The sequence below is a fragment of the Enterococcus sp. 7E2_DIV0204 genome (assembly GCF_002140855.1).
Classification (GTDB): Bacteria; Bacillota; Bacilli; order Lactobacillales; family Enterococcaceae; genus Enterococcus_L; species Enterococcus_L lemimoniae.
In genome coordinates this window covers 2,488,554-2,514,397 of the sequence record NZ_NGKY01000001.1, presented here as the reverse complement: position 1 = coordinate 2,514,397, position 25,844 = coordinate 2,488,554, and the positions used below count along the sequence as shown (strand labels likewise).

The window sequence follows — 25,844 nt, the reverse complement described above, 5'->3', positions numbered from 1 at the left end:
CTACATTTTAGCTTCTGTATTACCATATCATAATTTATTGTACAGGAACAGTAAAGTTTTTCATGAAATTGGTTAAAAAATAATAAGAGGTGTTTTCTAGACTATTTTTTAGTCTAGAAAGCACCTCTTATTATTTTCTATTGATCAAAGTCGTTTTTCAAAATGAACGGATTTATTGATCCAGTACATCACAGGTGCCGCAACTGCCATAGTTGCAAATTCACTAAGAGCAAGTGTTGCGTAGTTCCCCCAGAAAGCTGCACCGCCATTTGGTGCTAGCATAAAGGCAATAATACACATTGTCGCAGTGAAGAATACCGTATTTAGCGCTAAGCGTGCAATAACATTCGGTACTCTTTTGTGTAATAATGCTGTCAGTCCTAACGAAATAAAGGATTGTAGTCCGCCATATAATGCATCAATTGCACCAAAGCCAAAGAAAAAATTATAGACCACAACACCACCTAAAACACCCCACATCAATTTCCGATTGAAAACAACTAAGTGATTCAAACTTTCAGAAATTCTAAATTGGACAGGTCCTGACGAAACAGGTGCAACTAAAATCGTTAAGCCAAGATATAACGCCATCACAATACCATTCATGGTGATTGCTTTTACTTTACTGTTTGTTGTAACAGTTTTTTGCATAGTTTCCCCACTTTCTCCGAGTTTTTTTACAAGGGATGGTTGATGAACCTTGTTGAGAATCAGTTTCCTCAAAAATTGATACGTAGGCATTATATCGCATTATTAGTGGTTTCACAATAAAAAGTCTAAACAAATTCATTTTTGTGCAGGTTTATTTATCGTTTTTAAGCATCCATTATTCTTAATTTTTCACATGTCTGTTATAATAAGACTTTGTACAAGGAGGAAACAAATGAAGAAACATTTTTATCTCGTCATCAATGAGAATGCCGGCAGCTCTACTGGGCGTAAAGCTGCAGATAAAATCATTAAACAATTACAAACGGCTACTATTGATTATACGACTTTTTATACAGATCATGCTGGACATGAAATTGAGATTGTCCAAAATATAGCACAAGATACTCTGATTCCATGGAGCGCTGATTTAGAGATCGATACTTTCCCACTTTTAGTTGTTCTTGGCGGAGATGGTACCTTGCATAGTGTTCTTAACGCCTTACAACCTTTTGACCCTAAGATTCCGATTGGTTATATTCCATGCGGTTCAGGAAATGATTTTGCCCGTGGTGTTGGAATCAATAGACAAGCCGAAAAAGCTTTCTTTCAACTGCTCAAAACGGAAATACCACAAGAAATCCAAGTGATTACTTATAATGAATCGATTCAAGAAGAAACTGGACTTGCGGTCAATAATATCGGGATTGGTCTAGATGCTGCGATCGTCAATGCAGCCAATACTTCTGCATCAAAAAATGCACTAAATAAATTCAACATGGGGTCATTATCTTATATTTTTTCTATTCTAAAGGTATTATTCACGCAAAAAGGCTTTCCAATTCTTGTTGAAGTAAATGGAAAGAATCATGAATTTGACCGGGCTTTTTTATGTACGTTGACAAAGCATCCTTATTTTGGTGGCGGGGTACCGATTGCTCCAGTTGCTGATCCACGTAAACCTGTTCTGGATTTTGTTTTAGTGGAACGAGTGAATATGTTTAAAATTTTTTGGCTGATTAGTTTATTGATTCAAAAAAAACATATGAAATCGAAATACTTTCATCATTTTCAATCCAGTAAATTTAGAATCGTTTCTACCGTTCCACAATATATTCACGCAGATGGAGAAATTCTAGGAAAAAGAAGTGCTGATATTTCTTTTGGAACAGAAACTAGATTATTTTGGTTTTAAGCATAAAAATAAGGTTGAAAAAACATTCGCTGTTTTTTCAACCTTATTTTTTATGCTAATGATTCAAAGGCCTGCTTCAAGTCAGCGATCAAATCTTCACTTGCTTCAATTCCAGTAGATATTCTTAATAAATCTGGTGTTAGACCATATGATTCTCTTAATTCTTTTGGAATGTCCCCATGGGTTTGTGTTGTGGGATAGGTGATCAAACTTTCAACACCACCTAAACTTTCTGCATAGGTAAAAATCGTTAAATTCCGTAGAAATTCTTTGATTATTTCTTGATTTTTGATTTTAAAACTCAGCATACCGCCACGTCCTGGATACATCACTTCGTTAACATAGGGACTCGATTTTAGATAGGCTACCACCGCCTGCGCGTTTTTTTCATGTCTTTCCATACGCAAAGCTAACGTCTTGAGCCCTCTGATCAACAACCAACTATCAAAAGGCGACAGGACAGCTCCTGTTGTATTCAAACTATATGCTAGTTTTTCGCCAACTTCTTGAGAGCGTGCAATCACAGCACCTGCTAATAAATCATTATGCCCACCTAAATATTTAGTTGCGCTATGCAACACAATATCCGCTCCTAAGTCCAAGGGGCGCTGGATCAATGGTGTGTAAAAGGTATTATCCACGATCAATTGCGCTTGATGTTGCTTAGTAAAAAACGCAATTTTTTCTAGTGAAACTTCAGTCATCAAAGGATTGGTCGGGGTTTCAATGAATACTGCTGCTGTTTCGTCTGTAATGGCTTTTTCAAAGCCTGCTTCATCATCAACATAAATAAATTGATATACCCCTTGATACTCTAATTCTTTAAAATAGCGGTAACTACCACCATATAAATCTCTTGATGCTACGATTTGACTGCCTACAGGAAACTGACTGAAGACTAATTGAATCGCACTCATGCCAGAACTTGTTGCTAAACCAACTGCACCATTTTCTAATACAGCTAAAGCGGATTCTACAACTTCTCTAGTTGGATTTTTAGTTCTTGTGTAATCATAGCCCGTCGACTCTCCTAGTGTTGGATGTTCATACGTTGTTGAAAAATAAATAGGCGTATTGATCGATCCAGTTACTGGGTTTTGATGATTACCGATTTGTGCCAAAAATGTGTCGGTTTGAATTTGTCCCGATTGTTCTTGCTGTTCCATTAACTTCCCTCATTTCTACCAAAATTAAACTACCTTCATGTGAATAAACGGCGAGAGCAAACGGTCCTCCACGCTTCGAGGATCGGAGTGAAACGAGAACCGTAGATATAGAAGCAACCCCTTCTTATTGCTGTAAAACACAGCGAGGTACGAGCTAATGTTGCACAGTACCTACTTGGTTCTCGATTTTAAACACTTCTGTCCCAGCCTTTGCATTTCATTATATACACCAGTCTTCGCTTAAAGCAAGAAAAAAACTGGAATAACGGCGATCCGTTCCTTCCAGTTTAGCGATTATTTCATAAAATCATAAGGTGTTGTTTGCCCCATGCCGATCATTGGATCAATTGTCTGCGTTTTTACTAGGTCTGGCGTTAGTAATCGATCTAAGACTTCGTTGACTTGCTCCGCACTTTCCTGTACCGGTTCATTAAATAATGAAATTTCTTCTATTTTAGGTTTGGCAGGTGTAATGATCGGCTCTGTTGTTTCTTCGATTACCGCTACTTTATTCTCATTGGCTGCCTCATAAACGATCGACTTTTCTGCTCCCACTGTTTCAGAAAATGGTGCCTCTTTATTTAAGCCTTCTTCATAGGCTTCCAGCTGCATTCTAGTAGTCAGTGACATATCATCAGCACTAGTAATCCGTTCTTTCAACATTGTTAAGCGACTCGCAGATTCATGAGCAACACAAGTATTAAACGCTTGAACTTCTCCCAGTAAAATTAGAATATCTTTACTTCGAGTTACTGCCGTATAAAGCAAGTTTCGTTGTAGCATCCGATGATACTGGTGAACCATTGGCAAAATAACCATTTTAAATTCACTACCTTGGGCTTTATGAATCGAACAACAGTATGAAAGTGTGATTTTATTCCACTCATTACGCTTATAGCTAACTTCATTGTTATCAAATTGAATCACCAATTCATCGACTTTATCTTCTGATTCCTTAGCTAAAATGATCCCGACAATTTCTCCCATATCGCCATTAAAAACATTCAATTCCGGCGTATTGACCAAATGTAGGACCTTATCTCCAATACGGTAAACCGACTCATTCCACTTTACTTCTTTTTTTGTACCATCATTTGGATTGAAAATTTCTTGCATCATTTTATTCAGTGCATCGATCCCAGCAGCTCCACGATACATCGGAGCCAATAATTGAATATCTTGCGGTGAAAAACCTTTCGCCTTTGCTTTGGTCACGATTTGACGAACATAGGTCTCAATATGATGGACATCACTAGGGAAAAATGAACGGTCTTTTTGATTTACAGTAAAATTCTGAGGTAATTTGCCTTGCTTGATTTCGTGCGCCAATGGAATAATGCTTGACCCATCCCCTTGTCGATAGATTTCGGTTAACTCTTTTTGGGGAATTTCGTTGATTTGCATCAAATCGTGCAATATTTGTCCCGGACCAACAGAAGGTAATTGATCCTTATCTCCAACGAAAATCACTTGCATATTAGTTGGAATAGCTTTAAACAAGGTATTTGCTAACCAAGTATCAACCATCGACATTTCATCGACGATCAAGAGACCACCCTCTAGTTCTTTGGCTGTCATACTGGGATTTTTTTCCCTTCCAGTTAACCCTAATAAACGATGGATCGTACTGGCAGGCAAGCCTGTTGTTTCATTCATTCGTTTGGCTGCACGACCAGTTGGAGCCGCTAGCAAAATTGGAAACATTTCCTGAGAGTAATCTTTTACATCGAGAGAAAGGCCGTTTAGTTCAGCAAAAACTGAAACAATCCCATTGATAACAGTAGTTTTCCCCGTTCCTGGTCCGCCAGTTAAGATAAATAATGGCGACTTGATCGCTTCTTCGATTGCTGCTTGTTGAGAATCGCCATATAGAATACCTAAACGTTTTTCCACACCTCGTATATTTTTTTCAATCTCTTTTTTATCGTATTTAATTTCTTTTTTTCGCGAAAGTAAACGCTGGATCGAGGTCCCAATTCCCCACTCAGAAAAATATAAGCTGTTTTCAAACAGTTTAGTGCCTTCTTGCTGGATTTTACCTTCCTCCACCAAATGAATGATTTGTTCTGCTACTTGATCTAAGGATATTTCAACAGGACGACTGGCTTCCAAGGTATTGATCGTTTCACGAAGGAGTATTTCCGCTTCCACATAGGTATTTCCTGACCGAACAGAATGTTGAAAAATCTCATGTGTGATCGCAGCTTTGACTCGTTTATCAGAATCTGCTCCAATGCCAAGTTGTTCCGCAATATTATCTGCTCGTTTAAAGCCAATACCCTCAATGTCCTCTACTAATTGATAGGGGTTTTCATGAATAATATCTAAGGTCTCTTCTTTGTATGTTTGATAAATCGCAAAGGAAAGCTGACTACCAAAACCATAACGATTTAGGCCAACAATCACTTGTTCCATTCCGTGATTCAAGCGGATCGTTTCAATAATTGTTTGCTGTTTTTTTTCATTTAATTGAGGAACTTCTGCTAATACATCAGGTGTAGCAATGATTCGGTCAATTGCATCTTCCCCTAAGATTTCCACGATTTTCTCAGCTGTTCGTTTTCCGATTCCTGGAAATTTTTCACTTGAAAGATAATTTACCACACCACTTGCAGAAGTTGGTCGTTCTTGCTGGTAGCTATCGACTTGAAATTGTTTACCATAACGAGGGTGATCGACGAAATGACCAAAAAAACGGTAAATCTCTTCTTCTTGTATTTGACCGAAGCTGCCCGTTGTTACGATTTCTTTTTCTAAATAATCTGTATTCGTATCCGTGATTTTTACTAATAAAACTTTATAAAAATTGCTAGGGTTCTGAAAAAAGATTGCTTGAACTTGCCCTACCACATACTCTTTTTCCTCATCACCAAACAATGTTTCCATCATTTTCACCTCGTTCCATCAAACATAATTTTTTATTGTAAAAAAGAATCGTCATTCCATAATTTTAACGTGTAAGCTGAATCAGCCTCAGCTTCTGTTGTTTCTAGAATTGACAAACTATTGTTTTTAAGACCACCCATGCTACGTAAATCAACCAAGTCTTTGCCAGTAAGCGCCTGGATTGCAGCTGTTAGCGATGCCCCATGCCCTACAAAAAGATAAGGTCCATCACCTGATTCTACCGCCGCTTCAACTACTGTTGCAATACGGGAAATTGCCTGTTCGATGGGTTCTCCTTGAAAGACCTCTGGATTGTAACGGTCTAATCGATAGCGCATATGCTCTAATTCTTTTTCGTATGTTTTTCTCATTTCAGCAATCGATTGTCCTTCTAATTTTCCTAAACCTAGTTCTTTCAGCTCATCTGTGTAAACGATTTTTACTGGTCGTTCAAGTTCCTGATTGATGCCTTCAGCGGTTTTTCTCGCACGCATTGAGGTACTTGAAAATATTTTTTCAAAAGGCACATCTTTAATCGTTTGACCCAATTGCTTTATTTCATCATAACTCGTTGGAAGCAGTGGTGAATCACCGCTCATTCCCTGAAATCTAAGCTCTTGATTCCATTCTGTTTTTCCGTGACGAGTAAAATATAATTTCATTTGCTTTTGCTCCCTTAATTCTGATTTATTCATTCGTTGCTTCCCATTTATCGCTAAGTTATCTTATCTAGTGTATCATTTTCACTGTGAAAATTCCATTTAACCAAAATGTTTCTCTAAACAGACTACTTGATTATCTGCCTAAAAAAAAGTAAATTAGACTAAGTAGTTTTAACTCACTAACTTTACTAGTATTTAGATCTAGGAGGAACCTGATTTGTTTTTTAACCACATCCATCACATTGCCATTAATTGTTCTGATTATCATAAGACAAAAGAATTCTATGTTGAAAAACTAGGTTTTGAGATTATCCGTGAAAATCAAAGAACAGATAAAAATGATACTAAATTGGATTTAAAATTAGGGCAACAGGAATTAGAGATTTTTATAACACCTAATGCGCCTAAACGGCCATCTTATCCTGAAGCTTTAGGGTTGCGTCATCTCGCTTTTAAAGTCGAAGACATTGAAGAAGTTATTGCCTTTTTAAATACTAAAGGAATCGAATGTGAAGTAATCCGGACAGATACATTTACAGGAGAAAAAATGACTTTTTTCTTTGATCCAGATGGTCTGCCTCTAGAATTACATGAATAGAGCATTCACTTACTCTTTGATAGCAAAAAAACTGTTCTCTTTGCAATCAAAGGAACAGTTTTTTAAGCTCTTAATCTAATTTATCATTTTCATAATGATGCTTCAATTCTAAAGCTGGAAAATCCTGTTGGCGTAATGCTTCATAGACCACTAAAGCCACTGTATTTGACAAATTCAATGAACGGACATGCTCATCATTCATTGGTATCCGTAAACATTTTTCTTCATTTTCCCGCATAAATTCTTCTGGTAGTCCTGTTGTTTCCTTTCCAAACATAAAATAATGATCTTTTCCATCCGTATAATCCATTTCGCTATACGTTTGATTTGCAAACTTTGTGATCAAATGCAATGGTCGATCCTCCAAATAGTCTAAAAAGGTTGCTAAATCTTTATGGTACATAATATTAACGTCATTCCAATAATCCAAACCAGCCCTTTTCAGGTGTTTGTCATCTGTTGAAAAACCTAACGGCTCGATGAGATGTAGTGGAGAATTTGTTGCTGCACAAGTTCGGGCAATATTGCCTGTATTTGCTGGTATTTGTGGTTCAAATAGAACGATATGATTTGTCATGATTACAGTTTCCTTTCAATTATATGACGCATTATCTATTTTATTTATTAAAATCAACATAAAAAAAACGTATCGCCTCGGTGTCAATCACTGCGAGTCGCTACGTTAGTGAAGCTCTTTTCACTAACTTTTATCAGAACAGGAACCTGATAAAAACCAACGAAAAAACAACTTGTATGTAATATAACACCATTACCAGAGCTTTGCAATACCTTTTAGCAAATTAACTGAATGTAAGCGTTATCTAAACTTTCCTTTTAACATCCGAACGTCAATTGTAATTTCAGATAATGGATTTTCTTGAAGCGCTTCTTTTACTTGATCAGCCACTCCCCATTCAAGCGGAGACATTTCCAATAAATCTAAACGATACTCTTTCGGAATAGCATACGTGAAGGTCACGCGTTCATCGCTCAAAACAGCCATTTCTTTAGAAAACTTGGCTAAAACTTTTTCATTTGAATAGGTTTGCTTTGTTTTATCTTCTGGGTAAAATGCTGCTCTTAACTCTTTCAAATAATCAGCTTCTGGAATCACTTTGATCACAGTTCCACCTTGTTTCAAAACACGCTGAAATTCTTGATAATGAGAGGGAGAAAAAATATTCAAAATGGTATTCATTGATTGGTTTGCAAATGGTAGATTGGTCAGATCTGCCACTGACCAAAAAGCCTCGATCGGCTGATTACTAGCTAAGTAAATTCCCTCTTTTGAAATATCAAAGCCATATTTTGAACCTGCTAATCCTAATTGAGACAATTCAGCTAAAAAGCTTCCTTCACCACAGCCAACATCTAAGGTTGATCCAGTTAAATCCATTGCAGCAATGATTTTTTCCAACAAAGGCTGATACATGCCACTTTGAATCAAACGACCTCTGTGAAGTAGCATTTTTTTATTATATTCCGTCTGAATACTGTGAGAAAGAAAATAGAGCGTTCCCTTCTTTGATAAATCAAATAGATGATTTTGTGCACAAATCAAACTATATTCTTGCAATTGAAATGCCTGTTTGCAAACTGGACAAAGAAACTGTTCTTGATGTGTTTCTAAAAAATTACGAGCAAAATCAATCTTTTTTAACATAATGCTACTTCCTATTCATTATAAATTCTGAAACTTGCTGATAAACTATCGCTATTTATCTTACAACGAGAACTAGACTTTGGCAACCGCAAGAATTATGGTACAATGCCTGTGAAGAAAAAATGAGGAGTGGATCGAATGATCAAAGAATTTTGCGCTGAAAATTTCACAAATATTCCAACTGCTATCAGAAACGGAGCTGGAAGAATCGAATTATGCGATAATCTGGCTGTGGGCGGTACAACACCCAGTACTGGTGTGATCGAAGAAGTCGTTTCATACGCTGGAGAAAAATCGATTCCAGTCATGACAATTATCAGACCTCGTGGTGGCGACTTCGTTTACAATGATATTGAACTTAAAATCATGCACACAGACCTGATCGAAGCGAAAAAAATTGGGACAGACGGCGTTGTTTTAGGATGTCTAACAGCAGATAGCTGGCTAGATGAAGAAGCATTAGAGTTACTGATTGAGACTGCGGAAGGTCTTCAGATCACTTTCCATATGGCTTTTGATGTGCTAAGTAAAGAAAATCAATTTAAAGCTATTGACTGGCTTGCTGAACACGATGTGCATCGCATTTTAACGCACGGTGGACCTTCTGGCACAGCAATCGAAGACAATTTAGACCACCTGAAGGAGTTAATTGACTATGCTCAGGATCGAATCATTATTTTACCTGGCGGCGGCATCTCTGATAAGAACATTGAAACTGTAGTAGCTGCGCTAAAAGTCAGCGAAGTTCATGGAACAAAAATTGTAGGTTAATTATGAAACCAAGAGGCTGGGACAGAAGCGTTTAATCCCGAGAACCAAGTAGGTACTGTGCAACATCAGCTCGTACCTCGCTGTGTTTTACAGCAATTTCGGCTTATTTCCGAAGGGATTGCTTATGCATCTACGGTTCTCGTTTCACTCCGATCCTCGAAGCATGGAGGAACATTTGCTCCTGCCGTTTATTCGTATTTAGGGTGTGAAACAAAAGTGTTTTTTACTTTTGTCCCACACCCTTGATTTATAACTAGCCCATTATTGTTATTTCAATTTCTTCGCTTCAAAACTCAGCACAATACTACTCAAAAGACCCAATCCCCCTAAATAGAATAACTCTTTTCTTTCAAACAATACTCCGGCAGTTGCTAAACCTCCACCAATAATTAAATTCATTACTGCGCTTTGGTTCAGTCTGTTGCTGGTAAATTCTGGTACTTGAACTGTTACGCCTAATTTCTTATTAAGCTTGCTAATTTTTTTGTTTAAATGTTGAATCATTCATTTTCCCTCCTTTTCATACTTTAACTTTACTGTACATTGATCTATTCATTCCACAGATACATACTAACGGTATGTATGGATAAAAATAAAAAATGCAGTTAAGCATTGATTATTCTTTGATTGCTCTAAACATTCCGATGAGGTCATTAATATAGTCATCATCGATTAAAGGAAAATTAACCCCTTCATATAATAACTTAAAAAAATTAAGTTTAGTCAAAAGCTGTTCTTCTGTCATTTTATAAAGTGAGGGAGCTAACCAAAAATTAGTTGAAAAAACAATCAGTTCTGCGATTTCCTGAGGATAATCTGTTTTGATTGAACCATCAGCAACCCCTTGTTCTACTATTGTTTTGATATAGGGAATAATATTGGCAAATGCGTCTGTATATAACTCACCAATAATTCTAGGATTTGTAATTAAGGATTTGGCTGAAAATGCTAATTTTTGATGTTCTAATGCCTGCAAACTCATTGAATTGATCTTTCTAATCTTCTCAAAACCAGTTAAATTCTTCATCAACTCAATTTGATTCGTAATACCAAGCGTATATTTCTTTTTTAAAATGGTATTAAAGATTTCTTCTTTTGACTTAAAATGATGATAAATAACTCCTTTAGTTAATCCACCTAAATGATCAATAATATCTTGGATCGTAGTCTGATCATACCCTTTTTCCAGAAAAAGCTGCTCTGATACTTGTAATATTTTTTTTACTGTTTCCTCTGGATACTTATTGCGTGCCATAAAAAAACTCCTCTTTACATACCGTTAGTATGTATAATATATAACAAAAATAGATTTGTCAAATGACCTTTTATTTCGACTTCAATTTAGCCAACTAAAAAGGTGTCTGAGGATCCAAATAAACGGTGGTACAGAAGTAATACCTTCTGCACCACCGCAACGCATTGCTTTCAAACAAAATACTGCATAAAAAGACTAGCAATGTTGAAATAGATCAAAACACTGGTTAAATCACTTAAAGTTGTAATAAATGGACCACTAGCTACTGCTGGGTCAAAACCTAATTTATCCATCAGCATCGGAATCAAACTTCCTGCTAGGTTCGCCACAGTGATCGCACATAACATCGCCATTCCAATGACAAACCCTAATGGAAAATTATGCTGCCAAACACCAACAACCAGAAAAATTGCTACTCCTGTAATTGCTCCTGTTACTAAACCAGTCAATACTTCACTGACAATCAATCGACCAAAGTTATTATCTTTTTCATCTGATACAGCTAGTCTTCTAACTGCCACCGCTAATGATTGGGTGCCCGCATTTCCTGCAGTCCCTGTAATCAATGAAATGAATACAGCCAAAATACTTGCTTCACTTACTAATTCTTCATAATGGCTAATCAATGTTGCTGTAGACATCCCTAAAAATAATAACGTAATCAACCAAGGCAAACGCTTTGAAGCTGCTTTGAATGGATTTTCACTGACTTCTTCGACGTTGACCCCAGCCAAACCAGAGTAATCGCTGGCCGCTTCATCATCGATAACATCGATGATATCATCAACCGTTACGATCCCTAAAAGATGATCATCATAATCTGTAACTGGTAATGCTAAGAAATCATAATCCCGAATCGTTTGAGCAACATCTTCTTGGTCATCTCCAACATGAACAGAAATGACCCGCTCACTTAGAACATCAGAAATCATCGTGTCATCATCATTTACGATCAAATCACGCAAAGAAATAACACCGACTAAATGGTTTTCCTGATCGACCACATAGACATAGTAAATCGTTTCGGCCACATCTGCCTGATTTTTCAAGACATACATTGCAGAACGCACCGTTTGGTTAGCCACGATAGAGACAAACTCAGTTGTCATGATCGAGCCTGCGGTGTCATCTTCATAATGCAATAGTTCTTTAATCTCACCGGCATCTTCTGTGCTCATCAGACTTAAATATTTTGCTTTTTGACCTTTATCCAGCATATTTAATAAATCAACTGCGTTATCCGTATACATCTCTGATAACATTTCTGCAGCATAGCTAGGACGCATTTCAGCAATATAATCCTTCATATTTTCGTTATCTTCTTCAATAACATCAAACATATCCGCCAATTCTTTTGGTGACAGATAACTATAAATTTGCTTTCGATCTGTTTCGTCAATCGATTGGTAGAATTGTCCTTGTTCGTATATGTGGAGCTCTAAAAACAATTCTCTGAATTCAGCCATTTGTTGGTCTTTCAATTTTTCTAACAGTAACGAAAAATGATCGTCCATTTCTTGCCCTTCATTCACTCAAACCGCTCCTTTCAATCTATAATCGATCTACAATTTTCCTCATATCTTCTGCCAAAGGAGAAGTTAATTCTAAGCGCTGTTTGGTAAACGGATGAATAAAACTCAATTTACAGCAATGTAGCGCCTGACGCTCAATACCACTATCCATTTTACCACCATACATCTCATCACCCAACAAAGGGCACCCAATCGCCTCAAAATGCACTCTGATTTGATGGGTTCTACCTGTATGAAGTTGAATATTAACCAAAGCTTCATCGCCTTTGCGTTTTGTCAGCCAATATTCCGTTTCAGCTTGTTGTCCAGTTTCAACAATTGTTCGTTTCAAAATAGAAGATAAATCTCGACCGATTGGAAGTTGAATGGTTGTATGCTCTTTTAATTCAGAAGTCGAACCGCCTACTAGTGCTTGATAAATTTTGATTACTGCTTTTTTACGCAATTCTTGATCCAGCATCGCATGAGCAAAACCATGTTTAGCAAACAACATTAAACCTGTCGTATCTCGATCCAAGCGAGTGACGACATGTATCACCTGATTTTTATATTCTTGATTTTTATAATAGGCTTTTACACGATTGGCCATAGTTCCATTAGGATGATATTGAGCAGGGATCGAGGCAACTCCTGCTGGCTTATTCACAACTAGATAATGATCGTCCTCAAATACGATATCAATTGGCACATCCTCTACAAGTAATGTCTCATGCTCTTTTTCATCTGGAATCGTGACTTTAACTTGATCTCCGAAAGATAATTTGAACAAGGCATTTTCAACTGAGTGATTGACTTCGATTTTACCGCCTTGAAACTTAATTTTCGCTAATAGACCTTTTGAAATGCCTTGCTCTTTTAAAAAAACTTTTACTTGTTGTGATTCTTCTTTTTCTACTGTCCAATAAAATTCCATTAAGTTATTAATCCTCGCTAATAAAGGCATCTTTTACACGATGCCAAAAGTGCATATGTCGATATGAGGCAAAGTGGATCCGCTCATCCGCAATACGATAATAAATCGACTTGATATCATCTTGATAGATATCTAGCTGGTCGACGGTAATCAAATAATCATTGCTTTCCTGCAATTTAATTTCCAACCATTCTGCATGAGCTATCACGATCGGAGACCCTAATGTTCGAAACACGCGATTATTCAATGAAGCAATTTCAGCTAATTGAAATGCATTAATACTTGGATGCAGTACGGCGCCGCCAATACTCTTGTTATACGCCGTTGAACCTGTCGGGGTGGAAACGGACAACCCATCACCACGGAAGCGCTCAAAAAGTTCGTCTTTGATCAATACATCCGCAACCATCGTCCGATTGGCTCGCTTGATTGTTGACTCATTTAATGCCAGAAAATGTTTATCCGGTTTATTTCCATGAAAACTGATTTTCACATCTAACAAGGGATAACTAATACTTTTTTCTTGATGAACTAACAAACTTTGAACTAATTCTTCTAGCTCATAATCCCGCCAGTCCGTATAAAACCCTAAATGACCAGTGTGAACACCTAAAAAACTGACTTCATCTAATCGATGACTAAAACGGTGAAAAGCAGATAATAGCGTTCCATCACCACCTACAGAGATCACAAGATCGGGTTGATGATCATCGATTTCAATTTTATTTTTTTTCAGAAGCAGAAGCAAATGGCGGGTAACTTCACTTGATTTATGTTCATGATTATGAACAATGGCTACTTTCATTTTGCTCCTCCTATTCTTTCCCTAACTGCTTTTTATGATCATTGAAATTTTGATAATAGTTAGCTTTTGATTTTCCTCGTCCATGTGAAAATAAATGTTGAGCTTCTTGAATTTCTTCACGGATTGTGGACATTTCTTCATCTAATTGATAGGCAGCTTCAGCCGCACGCTGTAGCCGTTCTTTCATCTCTTCTGGAAAAGCACCTTGATATTTATAATTTAATGAATGTTCGATCGTAGCCCAAAAGTTCATCGCCAATGTCCGGATTTGAATTTCAGCTAAAATCATTTTTTCGCCTGTAATCAATTGAACTGGATATTCGATCACTAAATGATACGAACGATAGCCACTCTCTTTTTTATTGGTAATATAATCTCGTTCTTGAATGATTTTCAAGTCTTTTCGATTACGAATAATCGCTACCACTTGCCGAATGTCCTCAACAAATTGACACATGATCCTCAAACCTGCAATATCCTGCATCTCTTCTTCTAAACGATCAACAGAAATATTACGCAATGCCGCTTTCGTTAAAATACTATCTACAGGTTTCACTCTGCCTGTTACAAACTCAATAGGTGTATGTTTATTTTGCTCTCGAAACTGCTTACGAATACCGCGCAGTTTAACTTTCATTTCTCCAACAGCCTGTTCATAAGGTGCCAGAAAAAGCTCCCACTCTTTCTCCATCCTAATCCCTCTATTTCCTTGAATTTGATTCACTGCTTATTTTACCATAGAGCTGAGAAAAATAGGGTAAATTGAGAAATTGTATAAATTTTTTCAACAATAGGAAATTTTTTAACTTCTAGTTCACTTTTCTTGACGTAAATAGGGGAAGTATGCAAAAATTGAATTAAATTAAAGAAGGTGGGTCCAAAAACGTGAGTGAAAATTTAGAAATAGAATTTAAGACATTATTATCTATAGAAGAATTTTCACGTGTGATTGACTACTTTCAACTTAAAGAAGAACAATTTTTTACCCAAATCAATTATTATTTTGACTCAGCCGATTTTCAACTTAGAAAAAGGCGGATGGGTCTGAGAGTTCGTGTCCTATCAGATAATGCAGAAATCACTTTAAAAGTTCCTGAAAAAGTCGGTTTGTTGGAAATCAATGATGCGCTTTCTGTTAAAGAAGCAAATGCTATTGTTGAATCGGCCACACTTCCAACTATTGGAAATGTTTACACCAAATTGAATCAATTAGGAATTGACCAAAGTGATTTACGTTTAATCGGCAGCTTAACAACTAAACGAGCAGAAATAAAACTTCCCCAAGGTTTACTTGCGCTAGATGAAAGTTGGTATAATAAGCAACATGATTTTGAGCTGGAGTTAGAAGTAAGTGACGCAACCAACGGTAAGAAAGATTTTCTTTCCTTATTGGATACTTTGACTATCAAAGAATCCCCGTGTCCCAACAAAATCCAACGCATGATGCTAAGCTCAAAAGAGAAAGATTAAGAAGTTATAATAGTAAAAACATATCATTTCATTTTTCCTAGTTTTTCTGATAAATTAGGGTCACTTAGTTGAGAAATGATGTCTAGTCGCAAAAGAGTCAAATTGGAGGAAGTATGAATGATTGAAATCTATCTGTTCGTTAATCCTTTGGGGGGCATTTGTCTCAACGTAGAAAAGGATATTTTAAAATTGGTTGAAACTGAGAATAAAAAAATTCAATTTCGTTTCATTCCGCTGGTTAATATGCGGACCATAAACCATCTTATAAAGTTATTCGAGATACCAGCACATGATATCGAACAACGAAATCAATTGTTTGAGGATGTTTACTCAGCTGCACTTGATTACAAAGCAGCACAATTACAAGGAAAGAAAAAAGGACGCCATTTACTACTCGGTTTACAACAAGCAGTAGCCGAAGAAAACACACCCTACTCGTTAGAGTTAGCTGAAAAATTAGTAGTAGAAGCTGGCGGTGACCTAGATATGTTTAAAGCAGATCGTCAATCTGACTTTGTAAAGGAATCTTTTCAAACAGATCAACAAATTGCTCGTGAAATGGGGATCGTGAAACACCCTTCTGCAGTAGTTTATAATTATACATGTGATCGTGATTTTGGCGTACTCGTAGAAGACTGTGATTCAATGGATGAAATCAAAAGACTTTGTGAAACGTCAGAAGATAATCTACAGTATTTTCACGAAAAATTTGAATTAAATCACTTTGAGGAATCTCGTGTTCCTCATGGTCATTTACATTTACTTTGAGGAAAAAAAGAACGATCAGATTTCTTCTGAATAAGAGGAAATCTGATCGTTCTTTTTTATTGCTCTAAAGATTCTATAAGTTGTTCTAATTCATTTAATCTCGCTTCAAAAATCGTCATCGCATCTTCGATATACTCTGGTTTTGTCATATCTACTCCAGCTTTTTTCATTACCTCGATTGGATAATCACTACTTCCAGACTTCAGATAGGTTAAATAATTTTCTAAAGCTGAGGGCTCATTTGCTAATATTTTATTTGCTAGCGCTGATGCTGCTGAAAAACCTGTAGCATATTGATAGACATAATAATTGTAATAAAAATGAGGGATACGAGACCACTCTAATGAAATTTCTGGATCTTTCTTAACATCAGGTCCATAATATTTCTGATTCAGATCTCCGTAATACTCACCTAAATATTCACTCGTTAGAGGTGTTCCTTTGGCATCTTCCGTATGAATAAAGTGCTCGAATTCAGCAAATTGTGTTTGACGGAAAATTGTTCCTTTGAAACCATCCAAATAATGATTCAAGACATACGCACGAATTCGGGGATCTGTCTCAGTCTCCAATAGATATTCGGTCAATAGATTTTCATTTGTCGTAGATGCTATCTCAGCTAGAAAAATTGAATAATCTCCATAAACATATGGCTGATTGCTTCTAGTAAAATAGCTATGAACACTATGTCCCATTTCATGAACTAAGGTATATAGTTGATCCAAACTATCATGCCAATTCATTAAGATATATGGCGCTGTGTCATATGTCCCTGATGAATATGCCCCACTACGTTTCCCTTGGTTTTCAACAACATCGATCCATCGATCATTAAAAGCAGATTCAACAACCGTTAGGTATTCCTCTCCCATAGGTTTCAATGCAGTGAGGGCTTTCGCTTTGGCTTCATCATAAGAATACTTGATCGATGCTTCTCCTAAAATAGGCGTATACATATCATACATGTGCAGTTCGTCCACTTTCAATAGACGTTTACGCAAGGACACGTAACGATGCAACAATGGTAAATTGTGATTTACTACGTCCACCAATGTATCATAAACACTTTCAGGAATGTGGTTGTTACTTAGTGCTGCTGCTCTCGCTGAGGAATAGTTGCGAACTTTTGCTTTATAGTTATGCGCTTTAACATGTGAACTTAACGTTTGAGCAAATGTATTCTTAAACTGTTCATAAACGCTATATAGTCCTTTAAATGCTTCTTCGCGGACGCTTCTATGGATATTTTCCATCAATTGTCCATAGACACCATGAGTCAATTGGATCTTCTCACCATTTTCATTTTCGATAACTGGAAATTTTAAATCGGCATTATTTAAGATTGAGAACGTATTACTAGACGCTTCGAAAATTTCCCCTGCACCAGCCAATAAAGCTTCTTGATCAGCAGACAAGATATGCGGACGTTCACTTAAAATAGTTTCAATAAAATGACGATAGGTTGCCAATTTAGGATTTTCATCAAAATAACCCCAAATTTTCTCGTCATCCAACGATAATACTTCTGGTTCAAACCAAGCAACTGATTCACTAGCCTGAGCTAATAAAGAGCTTGCTCTAGCATAAAGGGCTTGATACGTTGTATTCGTCGTATCTTGGTCATTTTTCAAATGAGCATAAACATAAATGACTTCAACTTTACGATAAATCGCTAATAACATTTCAATGCTGCCTAGAAATGCATCACTGCCTTTATCTAAAGTCCCCTTAAACTGTTCAACTTCTTTCAACTCATCAGATAATGCTTGAAACGCCTCATCAAAAGCTTGATCATCCTTAAAAATTTTCGTTAAGTCCCACGTTTTTTCTACTGGTAAACTTGAACGTTCTGGTAATTGTTTTGCTTCACTCATTCGATCTACCCCTTTTCAATTATTCTTACAACAAACTTATCTTATCACATTTTTTAATGGAGTAGCAGTGATTAGATAGTTATTTTCAATTCTTTTCAACCATTCTAAAATAGTGGAGGTGCTTTGATCCTGTTGCTCAAGACTGACCTTCCAACCTGTTGGAACTCTGATTAAATGATGACAATCGATCAGATAATTGAATACTTGGTTCAGACAATAAGCCTGGATGACATTACGAGGGATATTAGGTAGCTCGTAAAATAACTCACTTCCTTTGGCTAACTCTTTTTCTAACGCATGGATCAGCTCAAAATGGCTAATAACATTCTGATCAAAAAACTGTACCAATTTCCAAATTCGGACTTTTAGCAGGAGGTCTGATCCCCTACAGCAGAAAATGTGTAGACCTGGATAATAAAACCAATTTGGTAATTGAATCAGATGAAAACGATTGTTATATAATTCAGCTTGAATCACTCGAATTTTCTCATCTCGTCGATATAATTTTTTATTCAAGTCAGTGTAATAATTATATAATAGCTCACCTATTTTATATTTACGTTGACTATGAATATTGCCTTTAGTGGGAAAATGAAAGATATTTATTAATGACTCACTGTAAAAAGACCAGGTTCTCTTTGAAGCGAATAGCATTTTTTTCCAATCCTCTTCAATGTGAAAATGCACCGTCAATTCTGCTTGCTCCCAGTCAGCACTCCATAAGTAAAAGCCTAATTTTTCAGAATAACAACATAAATTTTTGGCTAATTCATTTAAACTATGATGCTTTGAGAATAACTTATTACCACAGATCCAAAGTGGGATATACCCGTGTTCCTGATAGCTACGAGTTCGTTCTACTAATCTTGAAATACTTAGAGAACTGCATTGAATTTCTACAGCAATATTTCCTATTAAAATATCGGGCCGCTGATGTAAAGCAGGTAGATACTTTTCTAATTCATACGAGAGGTCCTCTTGCTCACACCATCTAACAAACATCTTCTTTAACGTCAGATGTTCAATCGTCTCACCTTCTGAATAAACACTGCAAGTACTTTGATTATAATGTGAGAAATGTGGGACTTTTACCTTGCCATTTTTTATCCTGACTGGATGATCACAAACAGGACAAAAATAGTTTTCCGTTTTTAACTGTTCGATTTCTTCTCTAGATAAATTCAATAGTGTTATCATTTCTTTGTTATTTGAATAAGCACTTAACATATCACTCACCTCATAATGAAGATACGTAAGAAAAGTGCTTTTTCATCAAAAAAAACTGAAACAAAACGATAATCGTTTGTCTCAGTTTTTAAATTATTCAAAGTAATATCTTGTTAGTTCTAAAGCATTGCGTTCCATGATGCATGTACCGTATTCAGTCAATGTTTCAGATGTAACAGCAGATAAATTAGCATATTCCAATAATTGAGCCAATTCATTTTCTACATCATTTTTTCCTAATTCTTCTAATAAGAAAATAGTTTGGAGATAATACGTCCCTTTAAATGTATATAGATTTGCTATCACAGACTGTAAGAAAACTTCATTTGCCAATTGAACCATTGTATCAAAATCGTTAAGTTCAAATACTAAACTTTTAACTGTATTATCAGCAAATTCTTGCGTCTCATCAGCAAAATCTTCTTCGATTTGTTTGCGAATTATATTACTAACTTCTTCTGAATTTAAATCGCTAAAGCCTTCAAAATTAGATACTTCATCGATTGATGCATTCTTACTAATAAATAGTTCTAACCCATCACTTTTTGGCAGAACCTGAAAGGTAACAGCTTCACTGCCTTGAAATTCATCTTCCACATCAACTTCTTCTAAAATACTGTAGAAAAAATTTTCCACTTCTTTGTGGTTGCCAAGTAGATCTAAGAAGGTAATGCCTCTATCTGCTAGATCTTCATTGCCGATCAACACACGTATGGTATTTTCATTGATATGTTCCATTTCCATGTCGCTACACCTCACTTTTGCTAATCAGGAAACTTATTCTTACGTACATTGTAGCGGAATCACGCCAAATGTAAAGGGAAAAGTAACAATATTCCTAAATAAACTGTTGTCTTAGTATATTCCTTAAAACTTGTTCTACAAACATATGTGCACTTTTTTTATAAATATTTATAAAAAATCAATAAATCATTTACTATGTAGAGAAAAATAGAAAAAGAAAACCTCTGTCACAAGGACAAAGGTTCTCCAGTACCTTTTATAAACCTGCCATCAATTGCGCTTGACGTAATTCCAACTGCCGAACTCCTCTTGGCAAGAAACGTCGAATTTCATCCTCATTAAAACCAACTTGTAATCTTTTTTCATCAATCATTATTGGTCGACGCAACAATCCAGGATTCTCTTTTACTAACTCTAGCAAGTCCTGCAACGGAAGTTCATCCAAATCCATATTAAGTTTTTGGAAAACCTTAGAACGAGTGGAAATAATCTCCTCTGTTCCATCTTCTGTCATTCGCAAAATTGCTTTCAATTCAGAAATATTCAATGGTTCTGAAAAAATATTTCTTTCCTTGAATGGAATCTCGTGTTCTTGCAACCATGCACGAGCCTTACGGCAAGACGTACAACTTGGGGAAGTATAAAGTGTCAACATGTGCATCACTCCTTTTTGTGATTCTCATCACTGTTTTGAAACAGGAAATCAAACTGTTTTCCTATTTAATGCTAGTATACCCAACTTCTACTAAAAATACTAGCTCTTTTTCCAAAAAAAACATAGTTTTTAGTTATTTTACAAGTTTTTTTTTAAATATTGAAATAAAGCGAACCATTTTTCAACATAAAATTATAACGTTTTCAAAAACAAGAAAAATGATACAGCTTTCACAAACTACTATAACTGTACTAGTCTAAAAATTCTGACATTTTATTTTTTTCTTGTAATCCTGTTTTTTTTTTCTTTTAGCTGTATAATGATATCAATGACTTTTTATTAATTGATTAAGGTGGTTACTTTATGGAAACGATATTTTCTGGCATTCAGCCAAGCGGTACACCAACTATTGGAAATTATATTGGTGCAATGAAACAATTTATTGATTTACAAAATCACTATGACTGTTATTTTTGTATTGTTGATGAACATGCTATAACAGTCCCTCAAGATCCTTTGAAATTACGACAACAGACGCGTGGTTTAGCTGCTTTGTATTTAGCTGTAGGACTTGATCCTGAAAAAGCAACAATCTTCATTCAATCAGAAGTTTCAGCTCATGCTGAAGCTGCATGGATCATTCAATGTAACACAACGATTGGTGAGTTAGAACGGATGACTCAATTTAAAGATAAATCTCAAAAAAATGGCCGGACAGGTGTTAGTGCCGGACTTTTAACTTATCCACCATTGATGGTTGGAGATATTGTTTTGTACAATGCCAATTTAGTTCCTGTTGGTGACGATCAAAAGCAACATTTGGAATTAACACGTGATTTTGTTGAACGCTTCAATAAACGATACGGTCAAGCGAATCAAGAAATTCTAGTGCTTCCAGAAGTTAAAATCGCTGAACAAGGCGGACGTGTAATGAGCTTACAAGATCCAACTAAAAAAATGAGTAAGTCAGATACAAATGCTAAAGGTTTCATCTCTATGTTGGATGAACCAAATGTGATTCGTAAAAAAATCAAATCGGCCGTCACTGATTCAACGGGAATCATTGAATATGATCCAGAGAACAAACCCGGTATTTCTAACCTACTAAGTATTTTCTCTGCTGCAACAGGTCGCCCAATTGAAGAACTGGCTACAGCGTATGCTGGAAAAGGCTATGGCGAATTTAAAGCAGATTTAGCAGAAGCTGTCGTTGAACTACTTGCTCCGATTCAAGAGCGCTATCATGAATTATTAGCCTCTGATGAATTAGATGATATTCTTGATACTGGAGCTGAACAAGCTCGTCTGGTTGCCAATAAAACCTTACAACGTATGAAAAATGCAATTGGTTTAGGCAGAAAACCACGAAAAAGAAATTAAATTAATAAAAAGCCAAGCTGAACGAATCAGCTTGGCTTTTTATTAATCTCTAAATTGAGCATCGTGCAATCGGCGATAATGGCCACCTTTTGCTAATAATTCTTCGTGAGTTCCTTCTTCTAAGATGCCTTTATCACTAAAAACGATGATTCTAGTCGCATGTTTGATCGTTGCCAAACGATGGGCAATAATCAATGTTGTTCGCCCTTCCGCCAATGAATTCAAAGATTCTTGAATCACTTGTTCTGTTTCAGTATCTAAAGCAGAAGTTGCTTCATCTAAAATTAAGATTGGCGGATTTTTTAGGAACATCCGCGCAATTGCTACACGTTGTTTTTGTCCTCCGGAAAGTTTGACTCCACGTTCACCGATCATTGTATCTAAACCTTCAGACATTTGATCAACTACTTTTTCCAAATGAGCTAACTGAACAGCTCTTTGGATCTCTTCTTCAGTGGCATCAAGTTTACCATAAGCAATATTTTCTCGAATCGTTCCTGGAAATAGAAATACGTCTTGTTGCACGATCCCAATTTGACTTCTTAAAGAAGCCAATGTCATATCTTGAACATCAATACCATCTATTGTGATTTTTCCTTCTGTCACTTCATAAAAACGCGGCAACAAGTTACATAGTGTCGTTTTTCCTGAACCGCTTTGTCCTACAAAAGCAACCGTTTCACCGGGAACAATCTGCAAATTGATATGGTTTAAAACTTTCGTTGAGTCCGCATACGAAAATGAAACATCGTCATAAATAATATCTCCATGTAAATGGTCAACAGAAACCGCATTAGGTTTGTCTTCAATAGACGGTTTCTTATCGATTTCTTCCGTGAAACGTTTAAAGCCTGCAATCCCTTTCGGGTAACTTTCAATCATATTATTGACCTTCTCGATTGGACGAACAAAAACATTGGATAATAGAATAAATCCAACAAATTGCCCATCAGTGATCTCACCTTTGATTGTATAATAAGCCCCAAAAATCAGTGTAAACAAATTGATCAAACGAATCAAAAAGTAATTATATGCCGAACTGATCCCCATCACTTTATAGAACGTAATTTTTGATTGGCGATACGCTTGATTCAACCCCTCAAAGCGCTGACGTTCAAATAGTTCGTTAGCAAAAGATTGTGTAACACGAATCCCACTAACGGAGGCTTCGACACCTGCATTAAAGTCACCTAGATTGTCATAAATTTTGGTATTGACTTTTGTCATCTTTTTATTGAAAAAGACTAATGCGATCGTGATGAACGGCAAGACGATAAACGTTGCCAAAGCTAGTTGTACATGAATTCTCAGCATTAAATAAAAAGAGCCTACTAGCGTCATGATTGTAATAAATATATCCTCTGGACCATGATGAGCAACTTCTGAGATTTCAAATAAATCTGTTGTCAACCGACTCATCAATTTCCCAGTCTTTTGATTATCATAATACTCAAACGGTTGCGTCTGTAAGTGTCCATATAATTCGCGACGCATATCTGTTTCAATATTGACCCCCAATTTATGACCGAAAAAGACCACAATATACTGTAAAATAGTGTTAAGTATATAAAATAAAAGCAAACCTAGACACGCTAATGCGATCAATCGGAAATTTCCTTTAGGCATGATTTTATCAATGACTTGATTTACCACAACTGGAAATGATAATTCCAGCAAACCAGCTAAAACAGCACAACCAAAATCTAAAATAAATAAGTGCTTATATGGTCGATAATAACCAAAAAATCGTTCTAACATAATCTCCCTCTTTCTTTCGACACTACCACCATTATACGCAAAGAATGATTGGATGCAAAGCTTGAAAGACGTAAAATTGTAAGAAAATAACGCTAAATTTGGTAGTAAAACCGCTCAAAACATATTTCTATTCATTTTAAGGTAAAAGCAACCCAAAATAGAATAATAATAACCAAAATTCATATTGAAAAAAAGTTCTTTTAACTATATTATATATAGGGTTGTATAGTTAGATATACAGTCAACATTGATTATTATAAGGAGTGTTTAAGTGAAAACAACAAAATTAGTGATTGGCATTATCAGTATTATTTTATCATTATTAGTTTTATTCCAATCCTGCGTCGCCGGGCTATCAAACAGTATAAACAATAATGGGGAAGCTGGCGGAAGCGCTGGTATGTTGTTAGCTATCTGTTTATTAGTTGCTGGGATTGTAGCGATTGCAACTAGAAATTCGTCTGGTAATGGCGGTTTTGTCGCAGCTGGATTTTATATTGCTGGAGGGATTATTGCCTTCTTACTTGCTGGCGGCTACGGAGATTTATATATTTGGTCCGTATTGTCGATTATTTTTGGAGCAACTTTCGTGATTGGGGATACGAAAAAAAGAAAATAGCTAAGATAATTACATCGTAAATAATGAGTTTCCAAACTGGAGAGGAGACATTCTCTCCAGTTTTTTAGACATTTTGAAAAACTCCAATTGCTGTTATGTCAATAACTTGAAAAGCAGCAAGCAATTTGTTAAATTAGACATATACATGTACATCATAAAAAACACCGATGAGTTGCTTATGTCTTGGGGAAGATAGGCCTGATCGGTGTTTCTGTTTTTATTATACTAAATGTAGGGTTTTTTCACCACTTCAAAAAAGGACTATCGATAGTACTTTTTTGAAGAACAAATTGTCAAAATATGTTTTTTTATTCGCTTTCTGATCATGAAAGTGAATTTTTTAGCGTATATTTTTTTTATGAGTTTATTTACCCAAACATACTTTTTAATAGCCCCTTCCTGACAGCATTCTAATCTATATTAAAAATTTCTTTCTGTTCTTTTGTGAAGAACTTCGCTACAATGAAAAAGGATTCAGAAATTTTTCGTGAAAATTAATAAGGGGTGCAATTTTTTTAATGAAAACCATTGTTTTTGATGTAGATGATACGATTTATGACCAGCAACAACCATTTAGAAATGCAATAAACTCAGTATTTCCAGATGTAAAACCTGAGGACATGCATGCGCTATATATTCGCTTTCGCTTTCATAGTGATGAAACCTTTCCCAAAGTCATGTCTGATGACTGGACACTAGAGTTTATGCGCTTTTATCGAATTAACGAGTCATTAAAAGACCTAAATTATCCAAGTGTTTTACAAGATAACGGGCTGATTTTTCAAAAAACATATGAAGAAGAGCTGGATAATATCGTGATGCATCCAGAAGTAAAAAAAGTGTTCGATTTCTTAAAGGAAAACAACATTCCGATGGGGATCATCACAAATGGTCCAACAGATCATCAATTCAAAAAAGTGAAACAGCTTCAATTGGAAAATTGGGTTCCTACTGATAATATCATTATTTCCCAAAGCACTGGTTTCCAAAAACCAGAGAGAGAAATTTTCGACCTTGCTGCTAAAGAATTTAACATGGAATGCGCTCATACATTATATGTTGGTGATAGTTTTGAAAACGATATTGCCGGTGCAACCAACGGCGGTTGGAAATCTTTATGGTTCAACCACCGCTTACGAGAAATGCCTGTTGGTGAAAAAGCACATCATCTGAAAGAAGTCACTTCATTTGAAGACCTTTTCCCAACGATCCAATCATTATTCTCATAATAAATCTAAAAGAGCTTGTAGCATAC

The 25,844-nt window shown here is 36.0% G+C and carries 25 protein-coding genes; 8 read left to right on the top strand and 17 right to left on the bottom strand.

Annotated elements, in window-relative coordinates; genetic code table 11:
• Positions 1 to 144: 144 nt before the first annotated feature.
• Positions 145 to 651: a QueT transporter family protein gene (locus A5819_RS11685; RefSeq protein ID WP_086278954.1), complete on the bottom strand. Its 507-nt coding sequence runs from the start codon at positions 649 to 651 to the stop codon at positions 145 to 147.
• A 232-nt stretch (positions 652 to 883) separates the two neighbouring features.
• Between A5819_RS11685 and A5819_RS11680 the strand changes: the two genes are divergently transcribed.
• Positions 884 to 1,843, top strand: a complete 960-nt coding sequence (locus A5819_RS11680; protein WP_086278953.1) for a diacylglycerol kinase family protein — start codon at positions 884 to 886, stop codon at positions 1,841 to 1,843.
• A gap of 50 nt (positions 1,844 to 1,893) precedes the next feature.
• Here A5819_RS11680 and A5819_RS11675 read toward each other — a convergent pair whose 3' ends face one another.
• The 3 genes from A5819_RS11675 to A5819_RS11665 form a co-directional block, all read right to left on the bottom strand.
• Positions 1,894 to 3,009 carry a PLP-dependent transferase gene (locus A5819_RS11675; RefSeq protein ID WP_086278952.1) on the bottom strand — a complete coding sequence of 372 codons (1,116 nt, stop codon included), beginning with the start codon at positions 3,007 to 3,009 and terminating at the stop codon, positions 1,894 to 1,896.
• A 294-nt stretch (positions 3,010 to 3,303) separates the two neighbouring features.
• On the bottom strand, positions 3,304 to 5,895 hold the full coding sequence (locus A5819_RS11670; protein WP_086278951.1) for an ATP-dependent RecD-like DNA helicase: 2,592 nt from the start codon (positions 5,893 to 5,895) through the stop codon (positions 3,304 to 3,306).
• 32 nt (positions 5,896 to 5,927) lie between these two features.
• The gene (locus A5819_RS11665) at positions 5,928 to 6,557 is read right to left on the bottom strand and encodes a histidine phosphatase family protein (protein ID WP_086279682.1); all 630 of its coding nucleotides are present in this window, start codon (positions 6,555 to 6,557) and stop codon (positions 5,928 to 5,930) included.
• Positions 6,558 to 6,774: 217 nt separating this feature from the next.
• Here A5819_RS11665 and A5819_RS11660 point away from each other — a divergent pair, with 217 nt between their 5' ends.
• Positions 6,775 to 7,155 (top strand): VOC family protein, encoded by a 381-nt coding sequence (locus A5819_RS11660; RefSeq protein WP_086278950.1) that lies wholly within the window; start codon positions 6,775 to 6,777, stop codon positions 7,153 to 7,155.
• 70 nt (positions 7,156 to 7,225) lie between these two features.
• Here A5819_RS11660 and trmL read toward each other — a convergent pair whose 3' ends face one another.
• Positions 7,226 to 7,732 carry a tRNA (uridine(34)/cytosine(34)/5-carboxymethylaminomethyluridine(34)-2'-O)-methyltransferase TrmL gene (gene trmL / locus A5819_RS11655; RefSeq protein WP_086278949.1) on the bottom strand — a complete coding sequence of 169 codons (507 nt, stop codon included), beginning with the start codon at positions 7,730 to 7,732 and terminating at the stop codon, positions 7,226 to 7,228.
• A 240-nt stretch (positions 7,733 to 7,972) separates the two neighbouring features.
• Positions 7,973 to 8,818: a methyltransferase domain-containing protein gene (locus A5819_RS11650; RefSeq protein WP_086278948.1), complete on the bottom strand. Its 846-nt coding sequence runs from the start codon at positions 8,816 to 8,818 to the stop codon at positions 7,973 to 7,975.
• Between the two features lie 138 nt (positions 8,819 to 8,956).
• On the opposite strand from A5819_RS11650, the gene A5819_RS11645 reads away from it, so the two are divergent.
• Positions 8,957 to 9,589, top strand: coding sequence for a copper homeostasis protein CutC (locus A5819_RS11645; RefSeq protein ID WP_086278947.1), 633 nt, complete (start codon positions 8,957 to 8,959; stop codon positions 9,587 to 9,589).
• Between the two features lie 267 nt (positions 9,590 to 9,856).
• Here the strand turns inward: A5819_RS11645 and A5819_RS11640 are convergent, their stop codons facing one another.
• The 6 genes from A5819_RS11640 to A5819_RS11615 form a co-directional block, all read right to left on the bottom strand.
• Positions 9,857 to 10,093: a hypothetical protein gene (locus A5819_RS11640; RefSeq protein WP_086278946.1), complete on the bottom strand. Its 237-nt coding sequence runs from the start codon at positions 10,091 to 10,093 to the stop codon at positions 9,857 to 9,859.
• A gap of 112 nt (positions 10,094 to 10,205) precedes the next feature.
• A complete protein-coding gene (locus tag A5819_RS11635) occupies positions 10,206 to 10,844 on the bottom strand; it encodes a TetR/AcrR family transcriptional regulator (RefSeq protein ID WP_086278945.1) in 639 nt (212 codons plus the stop codon).
• A 170-nt stretch (positions 10,845 to 11,014) separates the two neighbouring features.
• The gene (mgtE, locus tag A5819_RS11630) at positions 11,015 to 12,376 is read right to left on the bottom strand and encodes a magnesium transporter (protein ID WP_086278944.1); all 1,362 of its coding nucleotides are present in this window, start codon (positions 12,374 to 12,376) and stop codon (positions 11,015 to 11,017) included.
• A gap of 19 nt (positions 12,377 to 12,395) precedes the next feature.
• Positions 12,396 to 13,289, bottom strand: coding sequence for an RluA family pseudouridine synthase (locus A5819_RS11625; RefSeq protein ID WP_086278943.1), 894 nt, complete (start codon positions 13,287 to 13,289; stop codon positions 12,396 to 12,398).
• 7 nt (positions 13,290 to 13,296) lie between these two features.
• Positions 13,297 to 14,094, bottom strand: a complete 798-nt coding sequence (locus tag A5819_RS11620) for an NAD kinase (protein ID WP_086278942.1) — start codon at positions 14,092 to 14,094, stop codon at positions 13,297 to 13,299.
• A 10-nt stretch (positions 14,095 to 14,104) separates the two neighbouring features.
• Positions 14,105 to 14,785 carry a GTP pyrophosphokinase family protein gene (locus A5819_RS11615; protein ID WP_086278941.1) on the bottom strand — a complete coding sequence of 227 codons (681 nt, stop codon included), beginning with the start codon at positions 14,783 to 14,785 and terminating at the stop codon, positions 14,105 to 14,107.
• Between the two features lie 194 nt (positions 14,786 to 14,979).
• Between A5819_RS11615 and A5819_RS11610 the strand changes: the two genes are divergently transcribed.
• Together A5819_RS11610 and A5819_RS11605 are read left to right on the top strand one after the other, a co-directional pair.
• Complete coding sequence (locus A5819_RS11610) at positions 14,980 to 15,564, top strand: CYTH domain-containing protein (RefSeq protein ID WP_086278940.1); 585 nt, start codon at positions 14,980 to 14,982, stop codon at positions 15,562 to 15,564.
• Between the two features lie 117 nt (positions 15,565 to 15,681).
• Entirely contained in the window at positions 15,682 to 16,332 is a 651-nt protein-coding gene (locus A5819_RS11605; RefSeq protein WP_086278939.1) for a ClpXP adapter SpxH family protein, read from the top strand.
• 56 nt (positions 16,333 to 16,388) lie between these two features.
• Here the strand turns inward: A5819_RS11605 and pepF are convergent, their stop codons facing one another.
• From pepF to spxA, 4 genes are all read right to left on the bottom strand, one after another.
• The gene (pepF, locus tag A5819_RS11600) at positions 16,389 to 18,206 is read right to left on the bottom strand and encodes an oligoendopeptidase F (RefSeq protein WP_086278938.1); all 1,818 of its coding nucleotides are present in this window, start codon (positions 18,204 to 18,206) and stop codon (positions 16,389 to 16,391) included.
• Positions 18,207 to 18,242: 36 nt separating this feature from the next.
• Complete coding sequence (locus A5819_RS11595) at positions 18,243 to 19,433, bottom strand: competence protein CoiA (RefSeq protein ID WP_086278937.1); 1,191 nt, start codon at positions 19,431 to 19,433, stop codon at positions 18,243 to 18,245.
• Between the two features lie 93 nt (positions 19,434 to 19,526).
• A complete protein-coding gene (locus A5819_RS11590; RefSeq protein WP_086278936.1) occupies positions 19,527 to 20,177 on the bottom strand; it encodes an adaptor protein MecA in 651 nt (216 codons plus the stop codon).
• Between the two features lie 256 nt (positions 20,178 to 20,433).
• Positions 20,434 to 20,832: a transcriptional regulator SpxA gene (gene spxA / locus A5819_RS11585; protein ID WP_010760718.1), complete on the bottom strand. Its 399-nt coding sequence runs from the start codon at positions 20,830 to 20,832 to the stop codon at positions 20,434 to 20,436.
• A 363-nt stretch (positions 20,833 to 21,195) separates the two neighbouring features.
• On the opposite strand from spxA, the gene trpS reads away from it, so the two are divergent.
• Positions 21,196 to 22,212, top strand: coding sequence for a tryptophan--tRNA ligase (gene trpS, locus A5819_RS11580; RefSeq protein ID WP_086278935.1), 1,017 nt, complete (start codon positions 21,196 to 21,198; stop codon positions 22,210 to 22,212).
• Positions 22,213 to 22,254: 42 nt separating this feature from the next.
• Here the strand turns inward: trpS and A5819_RS11575 are convergent, their stop codons facing one another.
• A complete protein-coding gene (locus A5819_RS11575; RefSeq protein WP_086278934.1) occupies positions 22,255 to 23,970 on the bottom strand; it encodes an ABC transporter ATP-binding protein in 1,716 nt (571 codons plus the stop codon).
• Positions 23,971 to 24,241: 271 nt separating this feature from the next.
• Between A5819_RS11575 and A5819_RS11570 the strand changes: the two genes are divergently transcribed.
• Together A5819_RS11570 and A5819_RS11565 are read left to right on the top strand one after the other, a co-directional pair.
• On the top strand, positions 24,242 to 24,589 hold the full coding sequence (locus A5819_RS11570) for a hypothetical protein (RefSeq protein ID WP_086278933.1): 348 nt from the start codon (positions 24,242 to 24,244) through the stop codon (positions 24,587 to 24,589).
• A 518-nt stretch (positions 24,590 to 25,107) separates the two neighbouring features.
• The gene (locus A5819_RS11565) at positions 25,108 to 25,818 is read left to right on the top strand and encodes an HAD family hydrolase (RefSeq protein WP_086278932.1); all 711 of its coding nucleotides are present in this window, start codon (positions 25,108 to 25,110) and stop codon (positions 25,816 to 25,818) included.
• The last annotated feature ends 26 nt before the right edge of the window (positions 25,819 to 25,844 follow it).